Source organism: Alteromonas sp. V450, from assembly GCF_001885075.1.
Lineage (GTDB): Bacteria > Pseudomonadota > Gammaproteobacteria > Enterobacterales > Alteromonadaceae > Alteromonas.
Genome location: NZ_MODU01000004.1, coordinates 4,254,602 through 4,274,114 on the forward strand (window position 1 = coordinate 4,254,602; position 19,513 = coordinate 4,274,114).

The following is a 19,513-nucleotide window of genomic DNA, read 5'->3' on the forward strand; positions in this document are numbered from 1 at the left end:
CGTTGTAAGCGATATTACTTAACGTTTATTTGTAGCAGCAACGCATTTTTTACCTGGTGAATAAATTAAATATCAATTCTGGAACGATTGTATAACTGTATAAACTAGTTAAGTTGAAACGTTTTGCGCCATTCACTCGGGGAAACACCAAACTTTTGTTTGAAATGATGGCGAAGGCTTACCACAGATTGAAACCCTGAAAGCTGAGAAACTTGCTCTATGTTATGGGTTGTTTGCTCTAACAAGCTCTGGCAAAGACGAAGGCGTTGTACCAATATCCACTGCCCCACACTCTGTCCGGTTAGTGCACGGAAATGTCTTGTGAATGTTCTGCGGCTCATTCCTAAACGGCTAGCTAACACATTAATGGTATAGGGTGCGGTAACATCTGACAGTATTTCGTCCATGAGTTCGGCCAATTTTAAGTCAGTCACTTTGCCTGGAACGGGTAGTTCAATAAACTGTGATTGATTCCCCGTACGTTGTGGTGCTGTCACCATTAATCTTGCAATACGATTTGAAGCCTCTGATCCTGAATATTGCCTCACTAACTGTAAACAGCAATCAATAGCTGCGGCTGTTCCTGCTGAAGTGACGACGTTATCTTGCTGATGATAAAGGCTGTCTGACTTTACATGTAGACGAGGATAACGTTGCTGTAAATCTTCTGCATACGCCCAGTGAGTAGTGACAATCATATTATCCAACACACCTGCGGCAGCCAAAACGTAGGCGCCTAAGCAGAGACCTACCAACAATGCACCTTGTTGCCTAGCATGCTGGATTGCCGATATTAACTTTTGAGATGGTTTTACATCGGGACTAGGCCAACTTGGAATAATTACAATGTCAGAATTGGCTAGTGTTGCTAAGTTGTATTGAGGCACTAGTTGAAAGCCAGTGCTGCTGGTTACTGCTAATGCTTCTTCACTGCAAACTTTCAGTTCGAAATCTAGTAACCCAATCATTTTGGGCGCGTCACAGAACGCTATGCAAGGTACTGAGAGGTGAAAGGGGCTTATGTGCTCAAAAGCTAATACTGCAACCTGCTTGGGTTTTTTCTCGCTGTTAACCATCGTTTAGATCACATATTTGTATTATGGCCCAATCTTATCGAAATGTGGCACGCAGGTCACTGTTGGAATGTGACAAAAGTTTAGACAATTTCAAATGAAGTATTTTGACGAATTATCGATTTGGAGTGTTTAGATGTCGGAACTCATAATTAAAGTTGAACGCCCTCGAGTTGAGGCGCTATTGCAACCTTACAAAGACTCAATAGGAGATGATTATCTTGGCTATCGCAATCATGTTTACCGCACGATTACTTATGCGATGCACTTTCTAAACAACGACCAACAGTTCGAACAATTGGTTGAAACAGCCTTTGTTTACCACGACATAGGTCTTTGGACTGACCATGAGTTGGCTTATCTAGAGCCATCTGAGGCAGTTGCCTTACGCGATAACGAGAAGTACGGCTGGGGTTTAGACCCCGAGTTACTGCAAGGCGCTATTCACTGGCATCATAAGATCTTTGCGTATAAAGGCCCTCACCAAAAAGTTATAGAAGCCTGCAGAAAAGCTGATTGGATTGATGCTTCGAAAGGTATGCTTCGAAAAGGTATGGCAAAAAGCATCATCAAAAAAGTTGAAGGCACTTTCCCAAATCACGGTTTTCACGACACCCTGTTACGTCTTGCAAAAGAATATGGGGGGTCTACGCTGGTTGGAGGGATAAAAGTAACCCGCGGTATAGTTAAGTGGTAGTTATCCAACGTTGGCTTTATCTGGGGGCTCTTTAAACTGCGACATGGCAGAGTGTTCACTAATTTGTGCTTTTTGAGGGCAATATAGCGGGAAAATACGATGTTATTTGCACACGCAGCAGCTTTAAAGATTATACCGATGACTACGCATTGTAAAAATAATCGAGGGGTGGCGTTCCTGCTAGATGTCTTCTTGCAGCCAGCAGGATTAAGAGACCTTTACCGACGAGAGTTTTAAACCAGGCCTTAGCTATACAACGAACTGCCTGAGTGCCAATGTATACTTCTACTGAATTATTTTTAAACAGACTTTACCGCTAAGTGGGTCAAAATTAGACTATTGTTGACACGTTTCATTAATTGACGTCTACACACTCAACCATTTCTTTGAATGTTGCATGCCCATGCCGTTCGCCTTTGAAATACTTGTAGCTATAATAGAGTTGATTACCTCCTTTAAGCTCTAACTTGTGGCAATACATAGCTATAAAAAGCGGCTCATGACCACATCGAAGTACATATGGGTATTTTTTATCGTATGGTGCTGATGGGTATGGCCATCTTCGAGGTTGTTTTTTATATAAAAATTTTTCTTCGATTGAAGCGTAAGAGTCTATATATTTTTGCTCCATGTATTGTTTAACGTAATCTGGCGATCTGCGTGAACTTAAAATCGAAAGGAACCTATTTTCACCTGTGTTAAAAAAAGCTTCTATTAGTACCCATCCTTTTCCCTGATTCATTGATTTCCCAATTTATATACATTGACCTGAATAATAATACAAAAGCTGTATCATTATAGTTAAATAACCAATAATTACGGTTTGTGTGACCATCTTTTAATTGATGGAATACTCCCTTTTTGGAAAAGTTCTGAACCGCTGAGATAACCTGCTAGTTGTAGATATACGAAAAGAAACGGGATCTTTCTGAGTGGTCAATCGGCGAGAACTTTTACTGAATTTATACTTCAATGTAAAAGGGGCGTAATGTACAAGATAGATATAGAGCAACAAATTTGCAAAAAGCCAACAATATAAGAAAAATAAGCGTAACTACTTAGTTGAAGAATAATAAACATTGAGTTTACACCTCGACTTGATAAGTGAAGATGCCTAGAAAACTGGGGCTTACCAGCCCTTAATTACGAGCAAGCTCTTAAACTGTAGCCAAAAGGACAAAGGAAAACAAACTAAACGGGCTTCAGTCGCTTACACCAGACGTTGTCAGGCATTATCTTGAATATCGTGCGGAAGCTGTAGGGCAGAAAGCTCTTGATATTGAGCGCCAGGCCATTCAGGCAATGATGCAACTGAATGGCAGACTTCCCCCTAAAACAACCTTATATCGTGTAAAGTCAGAGCTGGACGAAATTAAAAGGTTCAGAGCCTACACATCGGCACGGGCTCAAGCAGTATCCGAACATCAAAGTGAAACGCATCAACTTTCAACCCAAATTGCGTATGCTGCCGGATTAAGAGCACATGAGCTCCTAACGCTTGCCAGAGCAGAAGAGCGAAATCCTGACAAACGTCCCGCGTTACACTCAAAATGGGCTGGGCGGGAAGGTCAACTGTACACGGTTCAAGGGAAAGGCGGGTTGGTACGCCACGTACTAATTCCTAACGACCTGGTCGAGCAGCTCGAAAAGCTGAGATTGGATAATCCAGTTACGGTTACACACCGAAAAATTAACTACCTTCAGCGTTATGATATTGGAGCAGGGAAGCGATGGTCAGATTCTTTCAGTAAAGCATCAAAACTTGCTCTCTTCTTTTCAACTGGAGCACATGGGTTGCGACATAGCTATGCGCAAGAACGGATGCGTGAATTAATAGAAATCGGTTTTAATGGTCTGTTTGCGTTAAAAACTGTATCGCAAGAAATGGGCCATTTTAGACCCGAAATTACAGAGGTTTACCTTCAATAGTTTTAGTTGATAAACTCGAACTTCCTTAGAATGAGCTTCGCAAAACCCACACCTGTATTCGAAAGACGGTACCTACGAGTTTTTTTTCTAAACTCTATCTCGAAAAGTTCGTTTGAGTGCATCTTGAAAAATCGTCCTACGTTAGTGACAAACTTCGGCTTTTTTAGTTTGTTATTATTAATTAAACTTGTAATTTCTGTTGTACTGAGAAATTCTGATTTTTCGGCGTCCCCTCTCGCCACATAAAGTGCCATTATAATTAGCTCTTTCAACGTTAAAACGTTGAAATCAGAGTTTTTCTTTCGAACTTGTTTTGGGGAATTTTTCAAGTTCAATCTATTAACATAGTCATCGTAAAACTGGTAGAGCGTACCTTCGTTGGCCAGTCTTAGCTTTGTTGTTTGTTTCTGAGCCAACTGGGATATACCCATTTCAAGTTCTCTTTCGTCCCTGTCTTGCAAGTTTTCATCACTTATAGATTCATTTGACCTTTTTCTAAGGTTTTTTCTATCTAATCTAATAGTTCTATTTGCTGTTAGTAGAACTCTCTTAACCTCATACACTGAAGGGAGGCTTCGTTCTATATATTCAACCTCTTCTAATAATCTAAAGCCTGTAATCACTACATTCTCTAATCCATTTTTTTCAATGTATTTAAGCACGCGCTCTGCGACCATATGAGGATTTGATTTGAGAATTTCTTTTGCAAATTTTCCAATCGGAATCTGACTTTCAATGCCATGATGCTCACGGTAAATAACGTGCATAAAGTCAGAGGCTTCTACATGAACAAAGTCAAACTCATTTATCAGATAAGTGGCTATCGTTGTTTTTCCAGCACAACTGAGTCCATAAACAATGTGGCAATTAATTTTATCCAGCCATGTTTCTGAGGATTTAATTGCTGAGAAATCATATTGTTTTGGTTTCAGAAGGTTGTAATGTTCCAGTACTTTGAACATTTCCGAGAAAGCTTTTTTTCTGAAGTCATGTACGTCAGCTTTTTCAATTGGCAGCATCCCTAGAGCGGATTTCTCGCCTTGTGGCTGGAACCATTTGTTGAACGTTTTGTTATCTAACCAAGGGTAAACAATGTTTGTTTCGAATTCACTCGGGCTATCAACAACTTTCCCATCTGTTTTTCCAACAAAATGTAGTGGAGATTCGCTGACTTCTGGCAAGTACAGCAGTAAATCAGATCGAACCGTCGCAGAACGGTCATTTCCCATCATCATTAGTTCTAGATCAAGATCTTCAAATCTAGCTTCTTTCATCCAGTACTTTACATCAACTCCAGGAAACTCTCTTTCCTCTTTTCTACTAAGGGAATGGATGTTTACTGAAGTATCTTCTAGTATGAAAGGTCGTTTTTGTAAACCTGCTCTTTTAAGTTGATTCAGAGCGTTTTTGAAACTGGTTTCAAGAATTTCTTCTCTGTTTAATATCCTAGGTTCTTCATAATTTGCAAAGCTTGTAACTTCGTTGAAGTTCTTGATATTAATGTCTAGGCTTCTGCAGATATGCCTCGCATTTTGCATCTTAATTCTACTTGAAGTGAAGAAGAGGAGATCAAGCATAATTAATGGTTCGTCCCCTATTATTTGGTATTAACGTAGTCATAGTTAAGTTGAATTTTTTGATGATCTTGCCAAGTGTCTGCTGATCTGGCTCTGATAGTATGAAAATTCCAGGACCCATGCTACTCATCCCAAACCCTGCGATATTTAGATGTTCCAATTCAGAGAGAATTCTTAAAGATATTGTTCCACTATGCTCAACTTCTAATGTTTTCCACTTGGTTTCTTTAATTTTTTCTATCGCTCTGAAGAATGATTGTTGATCGCCGTCCACTAATGATGCGGTAACTTCAAAAATTGAACTATAGCAAGCTTTGTAAGCTTCAATATCCGTAATCGGGGTGGAATCTAGAAAAAAATTATATTCTTCTACTCCGTGATTTTTGTGTTCATGTTTCGGATATAGGTAAATAATGTTTCCGAAAGGATAATCGTTCCTGAATAGAAGGGAAGGTATCTCATTTGGGACGGTATGACTTGATGGAAGATGTGCTTCTGAATTAGCCTTCACACCTAAATCATAAACAAAACCGCCACAAAAGTAGCTATGGATGCCTACACCAGAAGTACCCCCTCTTCCTGAAAGTTTTTGTAACTCACGCACTGAATAGTCGTATTCATTGATTAATAACAAAGCTTCGATTGCAGCAAGTGTTATCGAAGTACCGCTACCTAGACCAATATGCGGCGGTAGCTCGTTCGCTAATGTAATGTGAATTCCTAAATTTAGTTTCAGCTCATTTTTAATATTCAAGAGCTGCTTTTCAAGCCTCATTGCTAACGGCTTTAACTCTGGTAACGTTGAATCTATTTTTATTCTTTCAATTTTTTCGGCGTACAATACCAACCCTGTATCAACAGAAAAACCTAGCCCGCCATTTCTCCTAAAGTCACATTCGTGCATAGCAATAAGATTCAAGTGTACCCTTGATGGGATATTAATCTTAAGATTTTGCATTCTTCCATTCATTTTCAAAGTACGTGATGTAGGGAGCAACGAAGTTCGCGTTAGAATTAAAATGAATTGAAGGAAGATACTTGCCTTTTCGCTGTTCGAAGTATGGACCAATTACAGCATCAGAATCAGTCAAAAAAATGTTGTGGTTTGGAGCATGTCTATAGAATCTTACTTGAAATCTCTCTTGATATTTTTCTGTGAGTCTCGCAATCTCATTTTGACTGATATCGAAAGATGTTTTGTCGTCATCAGACAAATAATCAATATCAGTTAATAACATTTTGACAGACATGTCCGGGTTGCTATCTAGCTTAGTTGTTAAAAGGTTATCCCCATCTTCTTCTTGACAGAAGTCTTCGAAAAACCTCTTAGATGTATTGAAAATAAGACGAAGGTCTTTATTTGAGTTTCTTATAAGTTTGGAATAATAGTCCTTGTCTCCGCGTGTATTAAGAAATTCTTTAACGCCGCAATCTTGGAGCTTTTCACTATTTCTATAGTTCTTATAATTTATCCCAAATTGAATTAAAGAGACTAAGGAGGATACAGCCATTCCACCAATAATAGGCGCCCACTTCTCTGACATTTTTCCATTTGTATAAAAGTAAATAAGAAATGCTGTAGTTATTATGAGCAAGCCTAATATCAACTGTGCTAAAGAGATTTTTATTTTAGTGCGATAGATATTCATATTCCCTTACTATTTGCATTGACTACTATACACTTATGAACATATTCATAAGACTATAAATCATTACGTTTTTAATGTTAACTTAATAAGTAGCACAGAGGTAGAACCAACCAGAACAGGTTAGTAGTAACTATCATCGAAGAATAGGAAAAATGGTGGCCCCACCCTGACTTGAACAGGGGACCTGCCGATTATGAGTCGGATGCTCTAACCAACTGAGCTATGGGGCCTTTGAAGAGATTTTCGTGTGAATTGTTAAGCATAACAACCACAAGCGAGCGCAAGTATAAGCAGTTTTAGCTGCCTTGTCACGCCCCTCTAAAGCCTTTGTGAATTGTTTGCTTTATTTTTGTTCAGTGTTGCGGCGTTTCGTTATCTTTTTGTCAGAAAACGCGAGCGCGCCGCAGCAATGATTGTTAGCAAAATAAGCGTTTGAAGCGGCACGCTACCGCCACCACTATTTCTTTCAATAGGTGCCGGTGGGCCTGTCACAACGTTGGCGTCATCTTGCGACGTAACTTCTACGGTTACAGAGTCGGTTGCGCTTACCCCAAATTCATCCGTGGCAGTAAGCGTAAACTCAAGCTCATTTTGGCCTTCAGGAGCAGTGAAGCTCATTGTTAGGGTTTCGGCATTACTGATTTCTACTTCAACTCCCGCACTTTGCGCCCACTTAACGCTCGTAAGCGCGCCTTCAGGGTCTTGCGCACTTCCCGTTATTTCAAGTGTTGCACGCTCTTCAATTGTCCAGTCTTCACCTGCGTTAACCACCGGCGCTTGGTTGCTTTCGTCATCTTTTATTGTAATTACTGTTTCGGTAACACTGCCTAATAACTCAGCGGTTTCGGCGCTGAGTACAACGCTAAACTGTTCTTCGGTTTCAGCGATATCATCATTGATGATGCTGATTTCAATTGTTTTAGTTGCTGACTCGCCGTCTGCCCATTCAATGCTGCCTGCTTGCATTTGGAAGTCGTCATTTTCTGTTGCAGTGTCGCTTACCAACGCATAGTCAACATTTAGGTTTCCTTGAACACCGCCGCTGCGATTTACATTAATCGTAAGGGAATTTTCAATTTCAAGGGTTTGTATCGCCTCTACACTGAACTCGGCTTTACCGCGCAGAGTTTGCCCGTTAACTTCCACGGCTGTGTAGCCTTTGCCGGGCAAAATCCCTCCACCTTGAGGGTTGAACAAACGAACATAAAACGTTTCATTGCCTTCATCGTCTTGATTAGGCATAACGTCTATAGAAATGGTCTTCGCATTAATATCGCCTTCGGACCAAGTTAATTCCCCCGTGCTGGGTACTATGTCATCGGTATCAGTTGAGCCATGAATAATTTGATAATTCACGGTTAATGGCCCATTACCTTTTTTGTTAACCGGTATCGACAACGTTGTATTTGCGTCTGTCGTTAAAATTGACTCAGCAAAAGCGACGGTGGCAGACGCCTGCTCAAGTGTATTGTCTTTAAGAACGAACAGCCCTCCTTGAATATCACTTACTAAAATATTGCCACTAGGCAAGAAAGGATACACCCCCCACGCTCCGTTAAAGCTACTTGAGTCCGCGGCCGGGTAAGTATCGAAAAACCCTATTTCGGTTGGTGTCGTGGGGTTAGTGATATCAAGAACGGTTAAGCCACGTTCGTAGTTCGACATGTAATAGCGGTTACCTCTTACATACCCATTATGGTCAATTGTCTGATTGTCGCTGGTCCATACACCCGCAAGCACTGGCGCGGTTAGTGAAGAAATATCAAAAACCATCACCCGTGTATTGCGATTGAAATTTCGCTCGTCTAGTTCGTCGTGAACAAAGGCATAACGCTTGTCTTCACTAAACCATCCGCTGTGTGTGTAGGCAACGTCGTTGTACGTTACGCTGCCTAGTTCTTCCACCGTATTTGTGTCTGTGTGGTCCCATAACCGTAACTCGCTTTCGTTAAAATCAAGCATAACGGTGCATCCGGAAGGGGTGCCATTAACACATTCGCTTTGGGCCCTTGGATCGGTAATACGCATAGATGATGCATCGTGAGCGTAGTCTGAGCGCGTTAACGAACTCGGAATATAAGCGGCGGTTGGCGTTTGTGGTTCAATAAGAGAATACGAGCGAAATGCTCCGCCGTTACTGTCTTGCCCGGTTAGGTGAAGAAGTGGCGTTGCGCTGTTTATGGCGATATTTAACGTATAGTCAACGTTAGAGATGTATATATTGTGCGCGCGATTGTCGTCATTGTTGCGTTTCAATAAAGAAACGCTATTTGGTAAGTTATTTAAATCTATTATCGTGAAGCCTTCGGTTACACTGTCTGCACTCGCGTAAGCATAAGCTTTAAAACGCTTTGCGGTGGCGTCGTAGAATTGAAAAACTTTAATATCGCGCCACGTTGTACTTTGCCCACGAACTTCACCTATTACTTCTGGGGCATCGGGAGAGGTAACGTCAACCACAACAATACTCGCTCGCATACCCACAAGGGCATATTCTCTGCGCGTATTTAAATCCACATGTCCCCAAATATCGTTCGCCGCTGTTGAAACCTCTGAAAGTTGGTTTATGGGCACGTGGGAAAGCAGCGCTACGTTATTGCAGGCATACTGACCTGCCATGCCGTTGCTACAGGTCATTTGCGACTGTATTTGTGTGTTTGCAACGCTCCCTTGTTGATAAAATGCAACTTGCTGCTGCGTGGCATTACTTTTTCCATCAACAATACTATCGAACCCTTTACGGTAAAGCGTTTCAGACAAATAGGGTGGTACGTTTACCAGCGTGGTTTTGTTGAGGTTAGGTTTTTGGGTTTGAAAATGGTCAGTTCGAGAGAAGCCTCCCAATACAGGTACTAAGCTGTCATTAAGTAACTGGCTTTCTTGGTGGTTGGTAAACGCATATTCTCCCTCTGCAACCAGGAGTTTGTCTCCCTTGTTAGCTTGCCGGGCCGCATATGCGAGTGTTTTACACGGCCTGAAGCGATTATCACACTTGCCAGTATCTTGTCCGTCAGCGGCTACAAAGCGCGCTTTATCATGATCAGTGTGAGCTACACTGCCTTGACTCATCAAGGTTAAAAGCAGCACTATTGCAAGCGGGGTCTGAACTCTCATTTTAACGATCCAATAAACGTGTAAACCAACATAATATAAATTTAAAAATTACCAGATATTTAGAGGATGTACATATTCAAATGAAAATGCCTTTTCGTACAGGTGTCATGTCGGCGCTGCTTTTTTCTTTGCTGGTTTTAGTAACAGGGTGTGACTACGTCAATTTAAAAGGACGCGAAGCCGGTGAAATACCGTTTAAATTGGTTGGCGTTGATTCAGGCGCTTGCCCCATGATAATGGGTATTGGACAGTCGCGGTGGAATATTGACTTTTTTGGTTTTTATTTAAGTAATCCAGAAGTCAGAATTGATGGAAAATGGCAGCGCGTAAAGTTCAAACAAACCGAATGGCAGACACCCACCACTGCACTGTTAAAGTTCCACTCTAAGTGTAGCGCGCCAGAAAACGCGAACGATAAAATAGTGTTGGATGTGTCAGAAGCGCTTATGAAACTGGCAACCAATTTACGCTTCACTATGGGGGTTCCATTTAAAGAAAACCATGCTAATCCTTTAAGTCAGCCGTCGCCGCTTAACGACAGTTCAATGTTTTGGAGCTGGCAGAATGGTCATAAATTTTTGCGCCTAGATGTGTCGAAAACAGGGCAAGAGGAAAAGAAATGGTCGTACCATTTAGGCAGCGTTGGGTGTGACGCTGAATCTGCGGTTAGGCCTCCTGAAAAGTCATGTGCATTCACAAATCGAGTAGAATTCATTTTACCTATGACACAGCTAGACACCGATTTAGACTTAGAAGTATATGTATCAAATATATTCGCGCAGGTAGATATTAACGAAGCACCTAGCTGTATGTTTGATTCACCGGAAGAATTTCCGTGTGAGCAGTTGATTAAGAATCTTGTTAACCGCCCTTGGATAACGTGGCAATAGTTATGAAGAGTAAGATCAGCAATAGGTGGCAGGCGTTGGCGGTAAGCTCGATATTGCTGATAACCGCTTGTAACAAAGCACCTACCCCTTATGTTTGGTCTTTACCCTATAATATTCCACCGCCAATAGAGCAACCTGACAACCCTATGACCAACGAAAGCGTTGCGTTGGGCAAAGCGCTTTTTTTTGATACCGCATTAAGTGCTGACAACAGTATGTCCTGTAGCAGTTGCCATATTCCTGAATTTGCATTTTCAGAGCCCCAAAAGGTATCTGTTGGGGTCAGCGGTGAGCCGTTGTCGCGCAATGCCCTTGCACTTGTGAACGTGGCTTACAATGCTTCATTTACATGGGCTCACAACAATTTGGAAAGCATTGAAAAGCAAATTCTTATTCCTCTTTTTAATGAACACCCTATAGAAATGGGCGTCACTGGAAATGAAGAAACAATATTGGCAAGACTGAATACAACGTACTATCGACAGAGCGTTAAAGCGGCCTATGGTGATGACGCAATCACAATGGATAGAGTTGTAAAGTCTTTGGCCAACTATGTTAGAAGCTTGGTGTCGTTTCAAAGCCCGTTCGACAAGTATGCTTACGAGGGAGACGACAACGCACTCTCGGCCCAGCAAATACAAGGTTTGAATCTGTTTTTTTCTGAGCGAACCGAGTGTTTTCACTGTCATGGAGGAATAAACTTTACGCAGTCGTCCATGCACAGTGCAAATGGCTTTGTCGCACAGCCTTTCCATAATACTGGCCTGTACAATGTTGACGGTAAAGGCAGTTATCCAGACTCTGATATGGGGCTTTATAGCGTTACGTTTGATGTAAAAGATATGGGTAAATTCAGGGCACCTACATTGCGAAATATCGCCCTTACTGCCCCCTATATGCATGACGGAAGTATCAATACGCTTCATGAAGTAATCGATTTTTACGCCCGTGGAGGAAACCATGCTAACGTGGCTAACCCTTATCGAAGTCCGTTTATTAAACGTTTTGTTTTGTCAGATGAAGAAAAAAAGGCGCTGGTGGCGTTTTTAGAATCCCTCACCGACCCATCTTTTATCGACAAACACAAAAATTGAGCTTTAATTAAGCATTTAAGCGCAAATGCGTTTACACTTTGAACGCTTGTATCAACAAATTGCTTATGTGCTGTTTATTAACACCATGGTAAACTCTTACCTAAATCTTTAGTTTATAATTTACAGCAGGTGAGTGTTCGCGGAGATGATGATGTCAGATAAAGCCTTTATAACGAGTGGTCGAAATACCATTATTCACAAAATCAGAAAGCTTGATCTATTGGTAATTAATGGTGATGAACACCCACCAATTATTGTGACCTATAAAGGCATAAAGCAATACGAAGGAAAAGTGCCGGAAAATAAGCGAGACGCCAAGATGATGGATATGGAGCTGGTCGATGTGACCACCAGTGACGTATTTGGCGACGAGAAAACGTTGCTCTTCGTGCAAACGCTAAACGGTAAAGAATACAAAATTGACTATTCGAAGATTGGAACAAGCATGTTCATCAAGATACATCAGGACAGTATCTTTTAATCGAGTCTGTTGTGTTTCACATAGAGGGGGCTAGTAAAACTAGCGCCCTTGATAACCAAATTCGCCGCTATCAACCAATGATGATTAGCGTTCTCTGAACTAAACCCCTCTACCTTTTTTATCCTATTCTTTATTGATAATAAATTTCCTTCGCCCCCACTATGAATAGTTCAAAAAAAACGCGTGGTGTACGGTGTTTCCCTTTTTTACCTATGTTCTTTCGCATTGTCTCTTCGCACGCCGCTGTTTCAAAGTATGTGTTAAGTACGACTAATAACAGTATTCACCGATGATTTAACAGCCACTTTTGTTCGTTTATCGCAACACCGCATATAGTGGTGCTTTACCGATTTTATGGCGTGTTAACACAAAGATTTCACTAGTTTAATGCTGCGGAAGGGCGAAATTTATCGCCACCGTTTAGCCCATAAATTCAGAGGAAATTGTTATGTCAATATTCACTTATAAAAGCAAAAGTATCTTGGCTGCGTTAGTAATGGCGCTCAGTGCTGGTTCTGCCATGGCCCAAGGTTATCCGCTAGAGATGGAAAATGATCTTATCGCCGTATGCGAGGCCATCAAAGGAGATAGCCGAGTCTTGCTTAAAAGAGCTGTGAAGGCTACGGGATTAGATTTAAAGACGCTACATGCAGGATTAGTTTGTAATGGTCAAGACATGATGACGTTTGCAGCGTCCAATGGCGCAGCTAACACCAGCAGACTCATTGCCAACCGGCTTAACCTTCAAGATACCACGCTAACCGCGCAACGTTAATGTTTCGCATTTTGACTGGCAGAAAGTTAATGGGCAGTAAACTTTCTTGCCATCCTTAAAATGAGTAACGGTGAAAAAACGTGTATTCGAGTAGAGGACAAGGGATAGCAAATGATTGCTTTGGTCTTTCTTAATTCATTATCCACTCAGCAAAGGTTGGTGAATTTGCTTAGCAGTAGAGTGGAGTTTAGCGAAGTTCATCAGGCTAATTCGCTTAGTCATAGTCTTGCTTTGGCAGAGCAACACACGCGCGCGATTGGGTTTTATTCCGTTCACCAATCATGCCGCAACATTGCTTCGCAGTATTGGGTTGGCGTTGGAACTAAACAGTGTGAGGCCATAAATGCTTTTTCTCACAACGCGCTTGGTTTTATTTCATACCCGTTTAATGATACCCAACTTTCCAATTCTATTGAATATGTGGCAGCAAGATATGCCATAGATCAGCGGGACGGAAGGTTTAAGTCGTTTATCTACGGGCTATGTGCTCAATATGGTGTTCCCGAACTGTCATTAATGGCTACGTTGAAAAGAAAATTAGACGAAACCACAAAACATAACGTTATTGCTGTCAGGGATGAAAAAGGGTGGAGTTGCCTACATCCGTCCGAAATAAAGTGGATTGAAGCGGCAGGTGACTACATGTGTATTCACACGTTGACTGAAAATGTGGTTGTCAGGGCCACGCTTTGCGATTTATTAATGCGATTTGGTGAAGAAAACGTAAAGCGCTGTAGCCGTTCTCTCGCGGTTAACCCCCTTCACGTGGCACGTTTTGAGCAACATGGTAATCAACAAAGAGTAGTAATGGTTGACGGAGAAACGTTCAAGATAACGCAAAAGTATTATTATCAATTTTGGCAATAGCGATTATTAGGCGCTCTATGTCTTTTCTGTGCTGGTAGCCAAGGTGCTTAATAGGTACACTTTATCGCTCAAATTCTATGCGCATAGGGAGTGATTGTGCACCAGGCAATCAGTTGGGCTGTTGGCGCGGTATATGTGTTAGCGTGTTATTCTTTAGGTATGATGGCTGTTGCCATAAGCGGCATTGCCTTCCCAGGAGCGCTGATAGGCCTCATGCTGTTACTATTTTTACTTTTTATCATTCCCTCTGCAGAGCGCAACATTGCGTGTTTTGTTACGTTACCCCTTCGCCATATGTCACTTTTTTTTGTACCGGCAGTGCTTGGCGTATCGCTTTATTGGGGTGATATAAAAAGTAATGCCGTTTCGTTAGTAATCGCAATAGTAATTACAACTGTGATTAGCTTGGGTTTCACTGCCGTATTTTCGCAGAAGTTGCTTCATAAAAAGAAAGAAAAAGTTCGCTCAAGCTGTGGGCCTTCTAACACAACAGTTAACGGCAAACATACGGGCATGAACAAGCGATGAGCGCGTTAATTACAACTACCATTATTCCAAACAGCATTGTTGTAAATACTTTTGCAATAGGTGGTATATGTTGGCTTTTTTTAACGCTTGGCTTTTATTGGATAGCAATTCAAGTGAGCCGTTTTTTTAAAGGCAACGTTGCTTTTCATCCCATAATTGTAACCGCTTTACTTGTGGCGTTGAGTATACAGTTAAGCGGTACTAGTGTGATGGAATACCAAATGTCAGCGTCTTTGCTGCACTGGTTATTAGGCCCTGTAACGGTTGCCCTTGCGCTGCCCATCTACAGGCAGTGGCACAAGGTCAAACGGCACGGTTGGCGCCTTCTTGTATGCATTGGTTTTGGTGGTGTTATTGCACCGAGTACCGCTTGGTTGTCACTATTTATTCTAGATGCGCCGATGAGTCTTCAGCTAACGATGCTAGTAAAATCGATAACCACACCACTTGCTATGGAGTCGAGTGCCCAGATTGGCGGGATCCCCGCTTTAGCGGCAGTATTCGTTATTATTACGGGTATTGTCGGTGCTATTTCATCAGGTTTTATTTTTGACATACTCAACATTCAAGAACGCCAGGCACAGGGCGTCGCGCTTGGTACTGTGGCTCACGCTATAGGCACTGCAAAAGCGGTGCAAATGGGGGAGGAAGTGGCTGCTATATCTACGCTTGCGCTTTGTATTAATGGCATTTTTACCGCGTTTATAATTCCACTGCTATTATCAGTGCTTATTTAAAAGAATACGTGCTTATTGTTCTTATTATGTAGCGCTTGTTTGGGATGTTGTGCTGGCATTATTCACCAAAAGTGCTATTTCTTAACAAGGCGTTTCATAACAAACTTAGGTAACTTAGTTATTGAGTGTTGCTTAAGGCGTGTTAATTTTCTCTTTAGTTCGCAACAGTTGCGCCGATAACGGTAAGTTAATAGGCAAAACTAAACGCATTTCAGGTAATTAAGCTGGGTGGTTAAAAGATTTAATGTTTTCAGTACTCGTTTGTGACGATTCTCTAGTTGCGCGTAAACAGGTCGCAAAATGTCTTCCACAAGATTGGGATGTGGCGGTGCATTTTGCAAAAAATGGCCAAGACGCGCTTGCTGCTTTGGCGGAAGGAAAGGGGGATTTACTCTTACTCGACCTGAACATGCCCGTTTTAGATGGTTATGGTACGCTTGAAGAAATACGCAAACAGGGGCTCAAAACCAAGGTAATTGTAGTTTCAGGTGATATACAGCCAGAGGCACATGAGCGCGTTACCTCGTTAGGCGCGCTCGACTTTATCCGAAAACCGATAGATCCCCAAAATCTATCGGCAATGCTTGATAAACACAATATTTTGCACACTGAGGCAACGCCTGTTGAAGAAGTTGAACCGCTAGATCCTGATATTAGAGACTGTTATCAAGAGATCACGAATATTGCTATGGGACAAGCGGGCGATCACCTGGCGAGAACCATGAATGTGTTTGTTGAACTTCCCATCCCCAATGTAAACCTCATTGAAGTGTCTGAATTGCATATGATGTTGTCGGACATAGAAAGCCATGAGGAAGTCACTGCCGTATGCCAAGGCTTTCTAGGGCCGGGCGTAAGTGGTGAAGCACTTTGCATTTTAAGCGATTCTAGTTTTGACGATGTGGCAAAAATTCTTAATGTCGAAGGTGAAGTAGACGACCAGCTCCAGCTCGAATTACTTATGGACGCCGCGAGCATCCTAATTGGTACTTGCCTGACAGGCTTAGCAAATCAAATGGATATTAATTTTAGCCAAGGTCATCCTATTGTGCTGGGGCAGCATCGTGCTATCACTGAAATCATCAGCATGAATCAGATAAAATGGAAGCGCACGTTAGCGATAGAACTGAGTTATGGGCTAGAAGGGTACAACGTGCAGTGTGACCTTGTTCTGCTATTTACAGAAGAGTCGATGAAGATGATGAATTCGAAGCTTGCCCATTTATTGGAGGATTTCTAATGAGTCAGCATTTAGACGAATTGCAGGAATTCCACTGGATGATGGACATGCTACAGACCGTTGATGTGGGTATTGTCGTGCTGGACAGAAACCTTACAGTGCAAGTATGGAATGGTTTTATGGAAAGCCACAGTGGTTTATTACCCAGTGAGGTGAGAGATAAGTCATTGTTTTCTTTGTTTCCCACTATAAAAAAAGAATGGTTTATTAAAAAAACTCGTCCTGTCTTTGATCTAAAAACGCGGGCGTTTATGACGTGGGAGCAGCGTCCCTATTTATTTAAGTTTCCAAACTATCGGCCGATTACAGGTAGTGAGTTATACATGTATCAAAATATAACGCTTTCTCCATTAACGTCTGCGACGGGAGAGGTGAACTATATAAGCATGATGATTTACGATATGACAGATGTGGCCGTGGGTAAAAAGCAGCTTGAAGCGTTGCAAGTAACCATGTCAGAAGCGCAAGAGTCCAAGCACGCCCTCTAGTGCATTTTAAGTAGAGGCGTCACTTGCCTTTTCCCATCGTTGACCTTTTTATCTAGCTATTGTTCGTGCAGCTAACTGTTAGCTGCGCCGGGAGTTTTTATGCAATATTGTCTGTATGTGATATCTCGTTATTTTCCGCTTGTTATTCGACGCGGTGCAATGATATTTGCTGCAGTTTTTTTGGTTAGTGCCTGCGGTGGTGGCAGTGATTCAGGAGGCACTAACTCAGCTGTCTTAGTGGTTAATGCTGGCGCAGATACAACGGTTACAGAAGGTGTCACAGTCGATTTAAGTGCAACCGCTAGTGGAGGGGATAGCAGCTATACCTTTAATTGGAGTTCGTCTCCTGCTCTTGCGATAACGCACGCAGATACAACGTTATCTGCCGCTAGCTTTGTCGCACCATCGGTAGATGCGACAACCCGCTATACGTTAACCGTATCAGTCAACGACCAAAGCGGTAATACCGCAAGTGATGCGGTAGTAATTACTGTTGCACCAGTAAATATTGCTCCTCAGGCAATCATTGACATACCCCAATGGGATAACTTACAGCAAGGCGTTTTTCCCGGCGGCGTTGAGGTTATTTTAGATGGTACTGCAAGCAGCGATGAAGATAGTGCCGGTGGCGCAATAGATACGTACACTTGGTCGCAAACCAGTGGTGTTAATGTCATTGCTGGCGCTGACACAAACCTTTCAACATTGACGATTACCACGCCTATTGCCGTTGACTCTCAGCAGCTCACCTTCCAATTAGAAGTGACTGATGGCGAGGGAGCGAGTGACACAGCAACAGTAACGCTTACCGTGCAATCCGAATCAGAAACTCTTCCCATATCAGATGCTGGTTTTTCTCAGTCAGTTTTTAGCGGTGAAATTATTATTTTGGAGGGAAGTGCAAGCAGCAGTGTGGCAGCGTTTAGTGACCTAACGTTTTTGTGGGAACAAAGTACAAATTCATCGCTAGACACGGGGCAAACTATTGACGATGACACCAAACTTTCGACATTTGCAGTAGCACCGTTAGTCGAGGAAGCGACATTGGTTGCTTATACGTTGACGGTAACCGATCCAAACGGAAACAGTGTTGAAGACACCATTAACGTGCGTATTCGTCCTATGCCAACGCCTTTATTGAACGATACCGGTGTTTTGCAACAGGCAACAAACAGTGCGCTTACGCTAGCACAGCAAAATGACTTTCCTGGGCAAGATGGTCAAAAGGGTGCCGATGTAATAGATAAGAACGGCTTTATTGAAAAGGCTGGGCGAGGCAAAGCGGGGTTCGATTTTACTCGTTTAAATGCTAATGGTGATGAGCAAGATGCAGATGTTGCGCAGTGGTCGTGCGTTAGAGATAACGTAACAGGACTAGTGTGGGAAGTGAAAACCAACGACGGAACATTGCAAGATAACAGCTTCACTTACACATGGTACAGCGAAGAGAATAATGGTGGGTTTGCCGGTGATCAAGCAGGCACAAACGCAAGCTGCCTTTTAAATACATGTAATACATCGGCATATGTTGAGGCCATTAATACACAAGGGCTTTGTGGGTTTTATGATTGGCGATTGCCTACCCATCAAGAGCTGTTTTCTTTAATGCATTTAGGTTTGAGAGACAGTACGGCAATTGATGATGACTACTTTCCTAATACAGGGGTATTTTCGTCCCAACCGCTGTGGTATTGGACGTCAGTACCAAGCGCAGATGGTGTAAGTAGTGATGACGCGCGCAATGCTTGGGCATTGGATTTCAATTCAGGTGTGGACAATTTTTTAAATAAATCTTCTGCTGGAAAGGTTCGCTTAGTCAGAGCGGGGCGTTAATTATGATCAGATTTAATCACAGCAATTTGGCAGCGACACTAATGTGTGCTGCTTCTATTATGACTTCTGTGTCTGCAAATGCGCAGGAATGCCTCACGGAAGGCGTAACAACTACGCCCACTGAAAATTTTGAGTCTATTTCAACGGATGCTTTGCTTGATAATACGTCTGACTTGATTTGGAAGCGATGCGCTGAAGGGCAAAGTTGGGATGGTACAACCTGTAATGGAGAAGCGGTAAAGTACACGTGGCAAGAAGCATTGCAACTTGCCGCTAGGGCAAGTAACGAAGATTTGTTGGGCTGGCGTCTTCCCAATGTTAAAGAGTTAGCGACGTTGACTGAGCGCAGCTGTGTTCGCCCGGCGATTAATAGTGTGCTATTTCCCTCAACCCCTTCAGACGACTTTTGGACATCTACTCCTTCGGTAGATGATCCGGACCGCGCGTGGGTGGTTGCATTTTTTAATGCTAGCCATTCGATTAAGGAAAAAGAACGATTTGTCTACGTGCGACTAGTACGTACTTTCAGCGACGAGTAATT

19 protein-coding genes and 1 tRNA gene are annotated in these 19,513 nt (G+C 42.3%); 13 read left to right on the plus strand and 7 right to left on the minus strand.

Annotated features, from left to right (window positions below; translation table 11 throughout):
* Window positions 1–104: 104 nt before the first annotated feature.
* Complete coding sequence (locus tag BK026_RS18775) at window positions 105–1,076, minus strand: GlxA family transcriptional regulator (protein WP_071817299.1); 972 nt, start codon at window positions 1,074–1,076, stop codon at window positions 105–107.
* Between the two features lie 133 nt (window positions 1,077–1,209).
* Here BK026_RS18775 and BK026_RS18780 point away from each other — a divergent pair, with 133 nt between their 5' ends.
* Window positions 1,210–1,770 (plus strand): phosphohydrolase, encoded by a 561-nt coding sequence (locus BK026_RS18780; protein ID WP_071817300.1) that lies wholly within the window; start codon window positions 1,210–1,212, stop codon window positions 1,768–1,770.
* Between the two features lie 355 nt (window positions 1,771–2,125).
* On the opposite strand, the gene BK026_RS18785 is transcribed toward BK026_RS18780, so the two are convergent.
* A complete protein-coding gene (locus BK026_RS18785) occupies window positions 2,126–2,512 on the minus strand; it encodes a hypothetical protein (protein WP_071817301.1) in 387 nt (128 codons plus the stop codon).
* Between the two features lie 560 nt (window positions 2,513–3,072).
* On the opposite strand from BK026_RS18785, the gene BK026_RS18790 reads away from it, so the two are divergent.
* On the plus strand, window positions 3,073–3,699 hold the full coding sequence (locus BK026_RS18790; protein WP_071817302.1) for a tyrosine-type recombinase/integrase: 627 nt from the start codon (window positions 3,073–3,075) through the stop codon (window positions 3,697–3,699).
* Window positions 3,700–3,701: 2 nt separating this feature from the next.
* Here the strand turns inward: BK026_RS18790 and BK026_RS18795 are convergent, their stop codons facing one another.
* From BK026_RS18795 to BK026_RS18815, 5 genes are all read right to left on the minus strand, one after another.
* Complete coding sequence (locus BK026_RS18795; RefSeq protein ID WP_071817303.1) at window positions 3,702–5,276, minus strand: non-canonical purine NTP pyrophosphatase; 1,575 nt, start codon at window positions 5,274–5,276, stop codon at window positions 3,702–3,704.
* Window positions 5,269–6,234, minus strand: coding sequence for a beta-ribofuranosylaminobenzene 5'-phosphate synthase family protein (locus BK026_RS18800; RefSeq protein WP_177247930.1), 966 nt, complete (start codon window positions 6,232–6,234; stop codon window positions 5,269–5,271). The genes BK026_RS18795 and BK026_RS18800 overlap by 8 nt, the downstream gene beginning before the upstream one ends.
* Entirely contained in the window at window positions 6,221–6,925 is a 705-nt protein-coding gene (locus tag BK026_RS18805; protein ID WP_071817305.1) for a hypothetical protein, read from the minus strand. The genes BK026_RS18800 and BK026_RS18805 overlap by 14 nt, the downstream gene beginning before the upstream one ends.
* 153 nt (window positions 6,926–7,078) lie before the next feature.
* A tRNA-Ile gene (locus BK026_RS18810) sits at window positions 7,079–7,155 on the minus strand.
* A gap of 142 nt (window positions 7,156–7,297) precedes the next feature.
* On the minus strand, window positions 7,298–10,039 hold the full coding sequence (locus BK026_RS18815) for a choice-of-anchor B family protein (RefSeq protein ID WP_071817306.1): 2,742 nt from the start codon (window positions 10,037–10,039) through the stop codon (window positions 7,298–7,300).
* A gap of 80 nt (window positions 10,040–10,119) precedes the next feature.
* Here BK026_RS18815 and BK026_RS18820 point away from each other — a divergent pair, with 80 nt between their 5' ends.
* The 11 genes from BK026_RS18820 (at window position 10,120) to BK026_RS18870 (ending at window position 19,511) form a co-directional block, all read left to right on the plus strand.
* Window positions 10,120–10,929: an MbnP family copper-binding protein gene (locus BK026_RS18820; RefSeq protein WP_071817307.1), complete on the plus strand. Its 810-nt coding sequence runs from the start codon at window positions 10,120–10,122 to the stop codon at window positions 10,927–10,929.
* Between the two features lie 2 nt (window positions 10,930–10,931).
* Window positions 10,932–12,023, plus strand: a complete 1,092-nt coding sequence (locus BK026_RS18825) for an MbnH family di-heme enzyme (RefSeq protein ID WP_256253912.1) — start codon at window positions 10,932–10,934, stop codon at window positions 12,021–12,023.
* 151 nt (window positions 12,024–12,174) lie between these two features.
* Window positions 12,175–12,504 carry a hypothetical protein gene (locus tag BK026_RS18830; RefSeq protein WP_071817308.1) on the plus strand — a complete coding sequence of 110 codons (330 nt, stop codon included), beginning with the start codon at window positions 12,175–12,177 and terminating at the stop codon, window positions 12,502–12,504.
* A 448-nt stretch (window positions 12,505–12,952) separates the two neighbouring features.
* Window positions 12,953–13,279: a DUF3718 domain-containing protein gene (locus BK026_RS18835; RefSeq protein WP_071817309.1), complete on the plus strand. Its 327-nt coding sequence runs from the start codon at window positions 12,953–12,955 to the stop codon at window positions 13,277–13,279.
* A 111-nt stretch (window positions 13,280–13,390) separates the two neighbouring features.
* A complete protein-coding gene (locus BK026_RS18840; RefSeq protein ID WP_071817310.1) occupies window positions 13,391–14,146 on the plus strand; it encodes a LytTR family DNA-binding domain-containing protein in 756 nt (251 codons plus the stop codon).
* Window positions 14,147–14,242: 96 nt separating this feature from the next.
* On the plus strand, window positions 14,243–14,674 hold the full coding sequence (locus BK026_RS18845) for a CidA/LrgA family protein (RefSeq protein WP_071817311.1): 432 nt from the start codon (window positions 14,243–14,245) through the stop codon (window positions 14,672–14,674).
* Window positions 14,671–15,411: an LrgB family protein gene (locus BK026_RS18850; RefSeq protein ID WP_071817312.1), complete on the plus strand. Its 741-nt coding sequence runs from the start codon at window positions 14,671–14,673 to the stop codon at window positions 15,409–15,411. Before BK026_RS18845 ends, BK026_RS18850 begins: the two co-directional genes overlap by 4 nt.
* 244 nt (window positions 15,412–15,655) lie before the next feature.
* Window positions 15,656–16,651, plus strand: coding sequence for a response regulator (locus tag BK026_RS18855; RefSeq protein ID WP_071817313.1), 996 nt, complete (start codon window positions 15,656–15,658; stop codon window positions 16,649–16,651).
* Window positions 16,651–17,139, plus strand: a complete 489-nt coding sequence (locus BK026_RS18860; protein ID WP_071817314.1) for a PAS domain-containing protein — start codon at window positions 16,651–16,653, stop codon at window positions 17,137–17,139. Before BK026_RS18855 ends, BK026_RS18860 begins: the two co-directional genes overlap by 1 nt.
* 99 nt (window positions 17,140–17,238) lie before the next feature.
* A complete protein-coding gene (locus BK026_RS18865; RefSeq protein ID WP_071817315.1) occupies window positions 17,239–18,972 on the plus strand; it encodes a DUF1566 domain-containing protein in 1,734 nt (577 codons plus the stop codon).
* Between the two features lie 2 nt (window positions 18,973–18,974).
* Window positions 18,975–19,511 (plus strand): DUF1566 domain-containing protein, encoded by a 537-nt coding sequence (locus tag BK026_RS18870; protein ID WP_083575131.1) that lies wholly within the window; start codon window positions 18,975–18,977, stop codon window positions 19,509–19,511.
* Window positions 19,512–19,513: the final 2 nt, after the last annotated feature.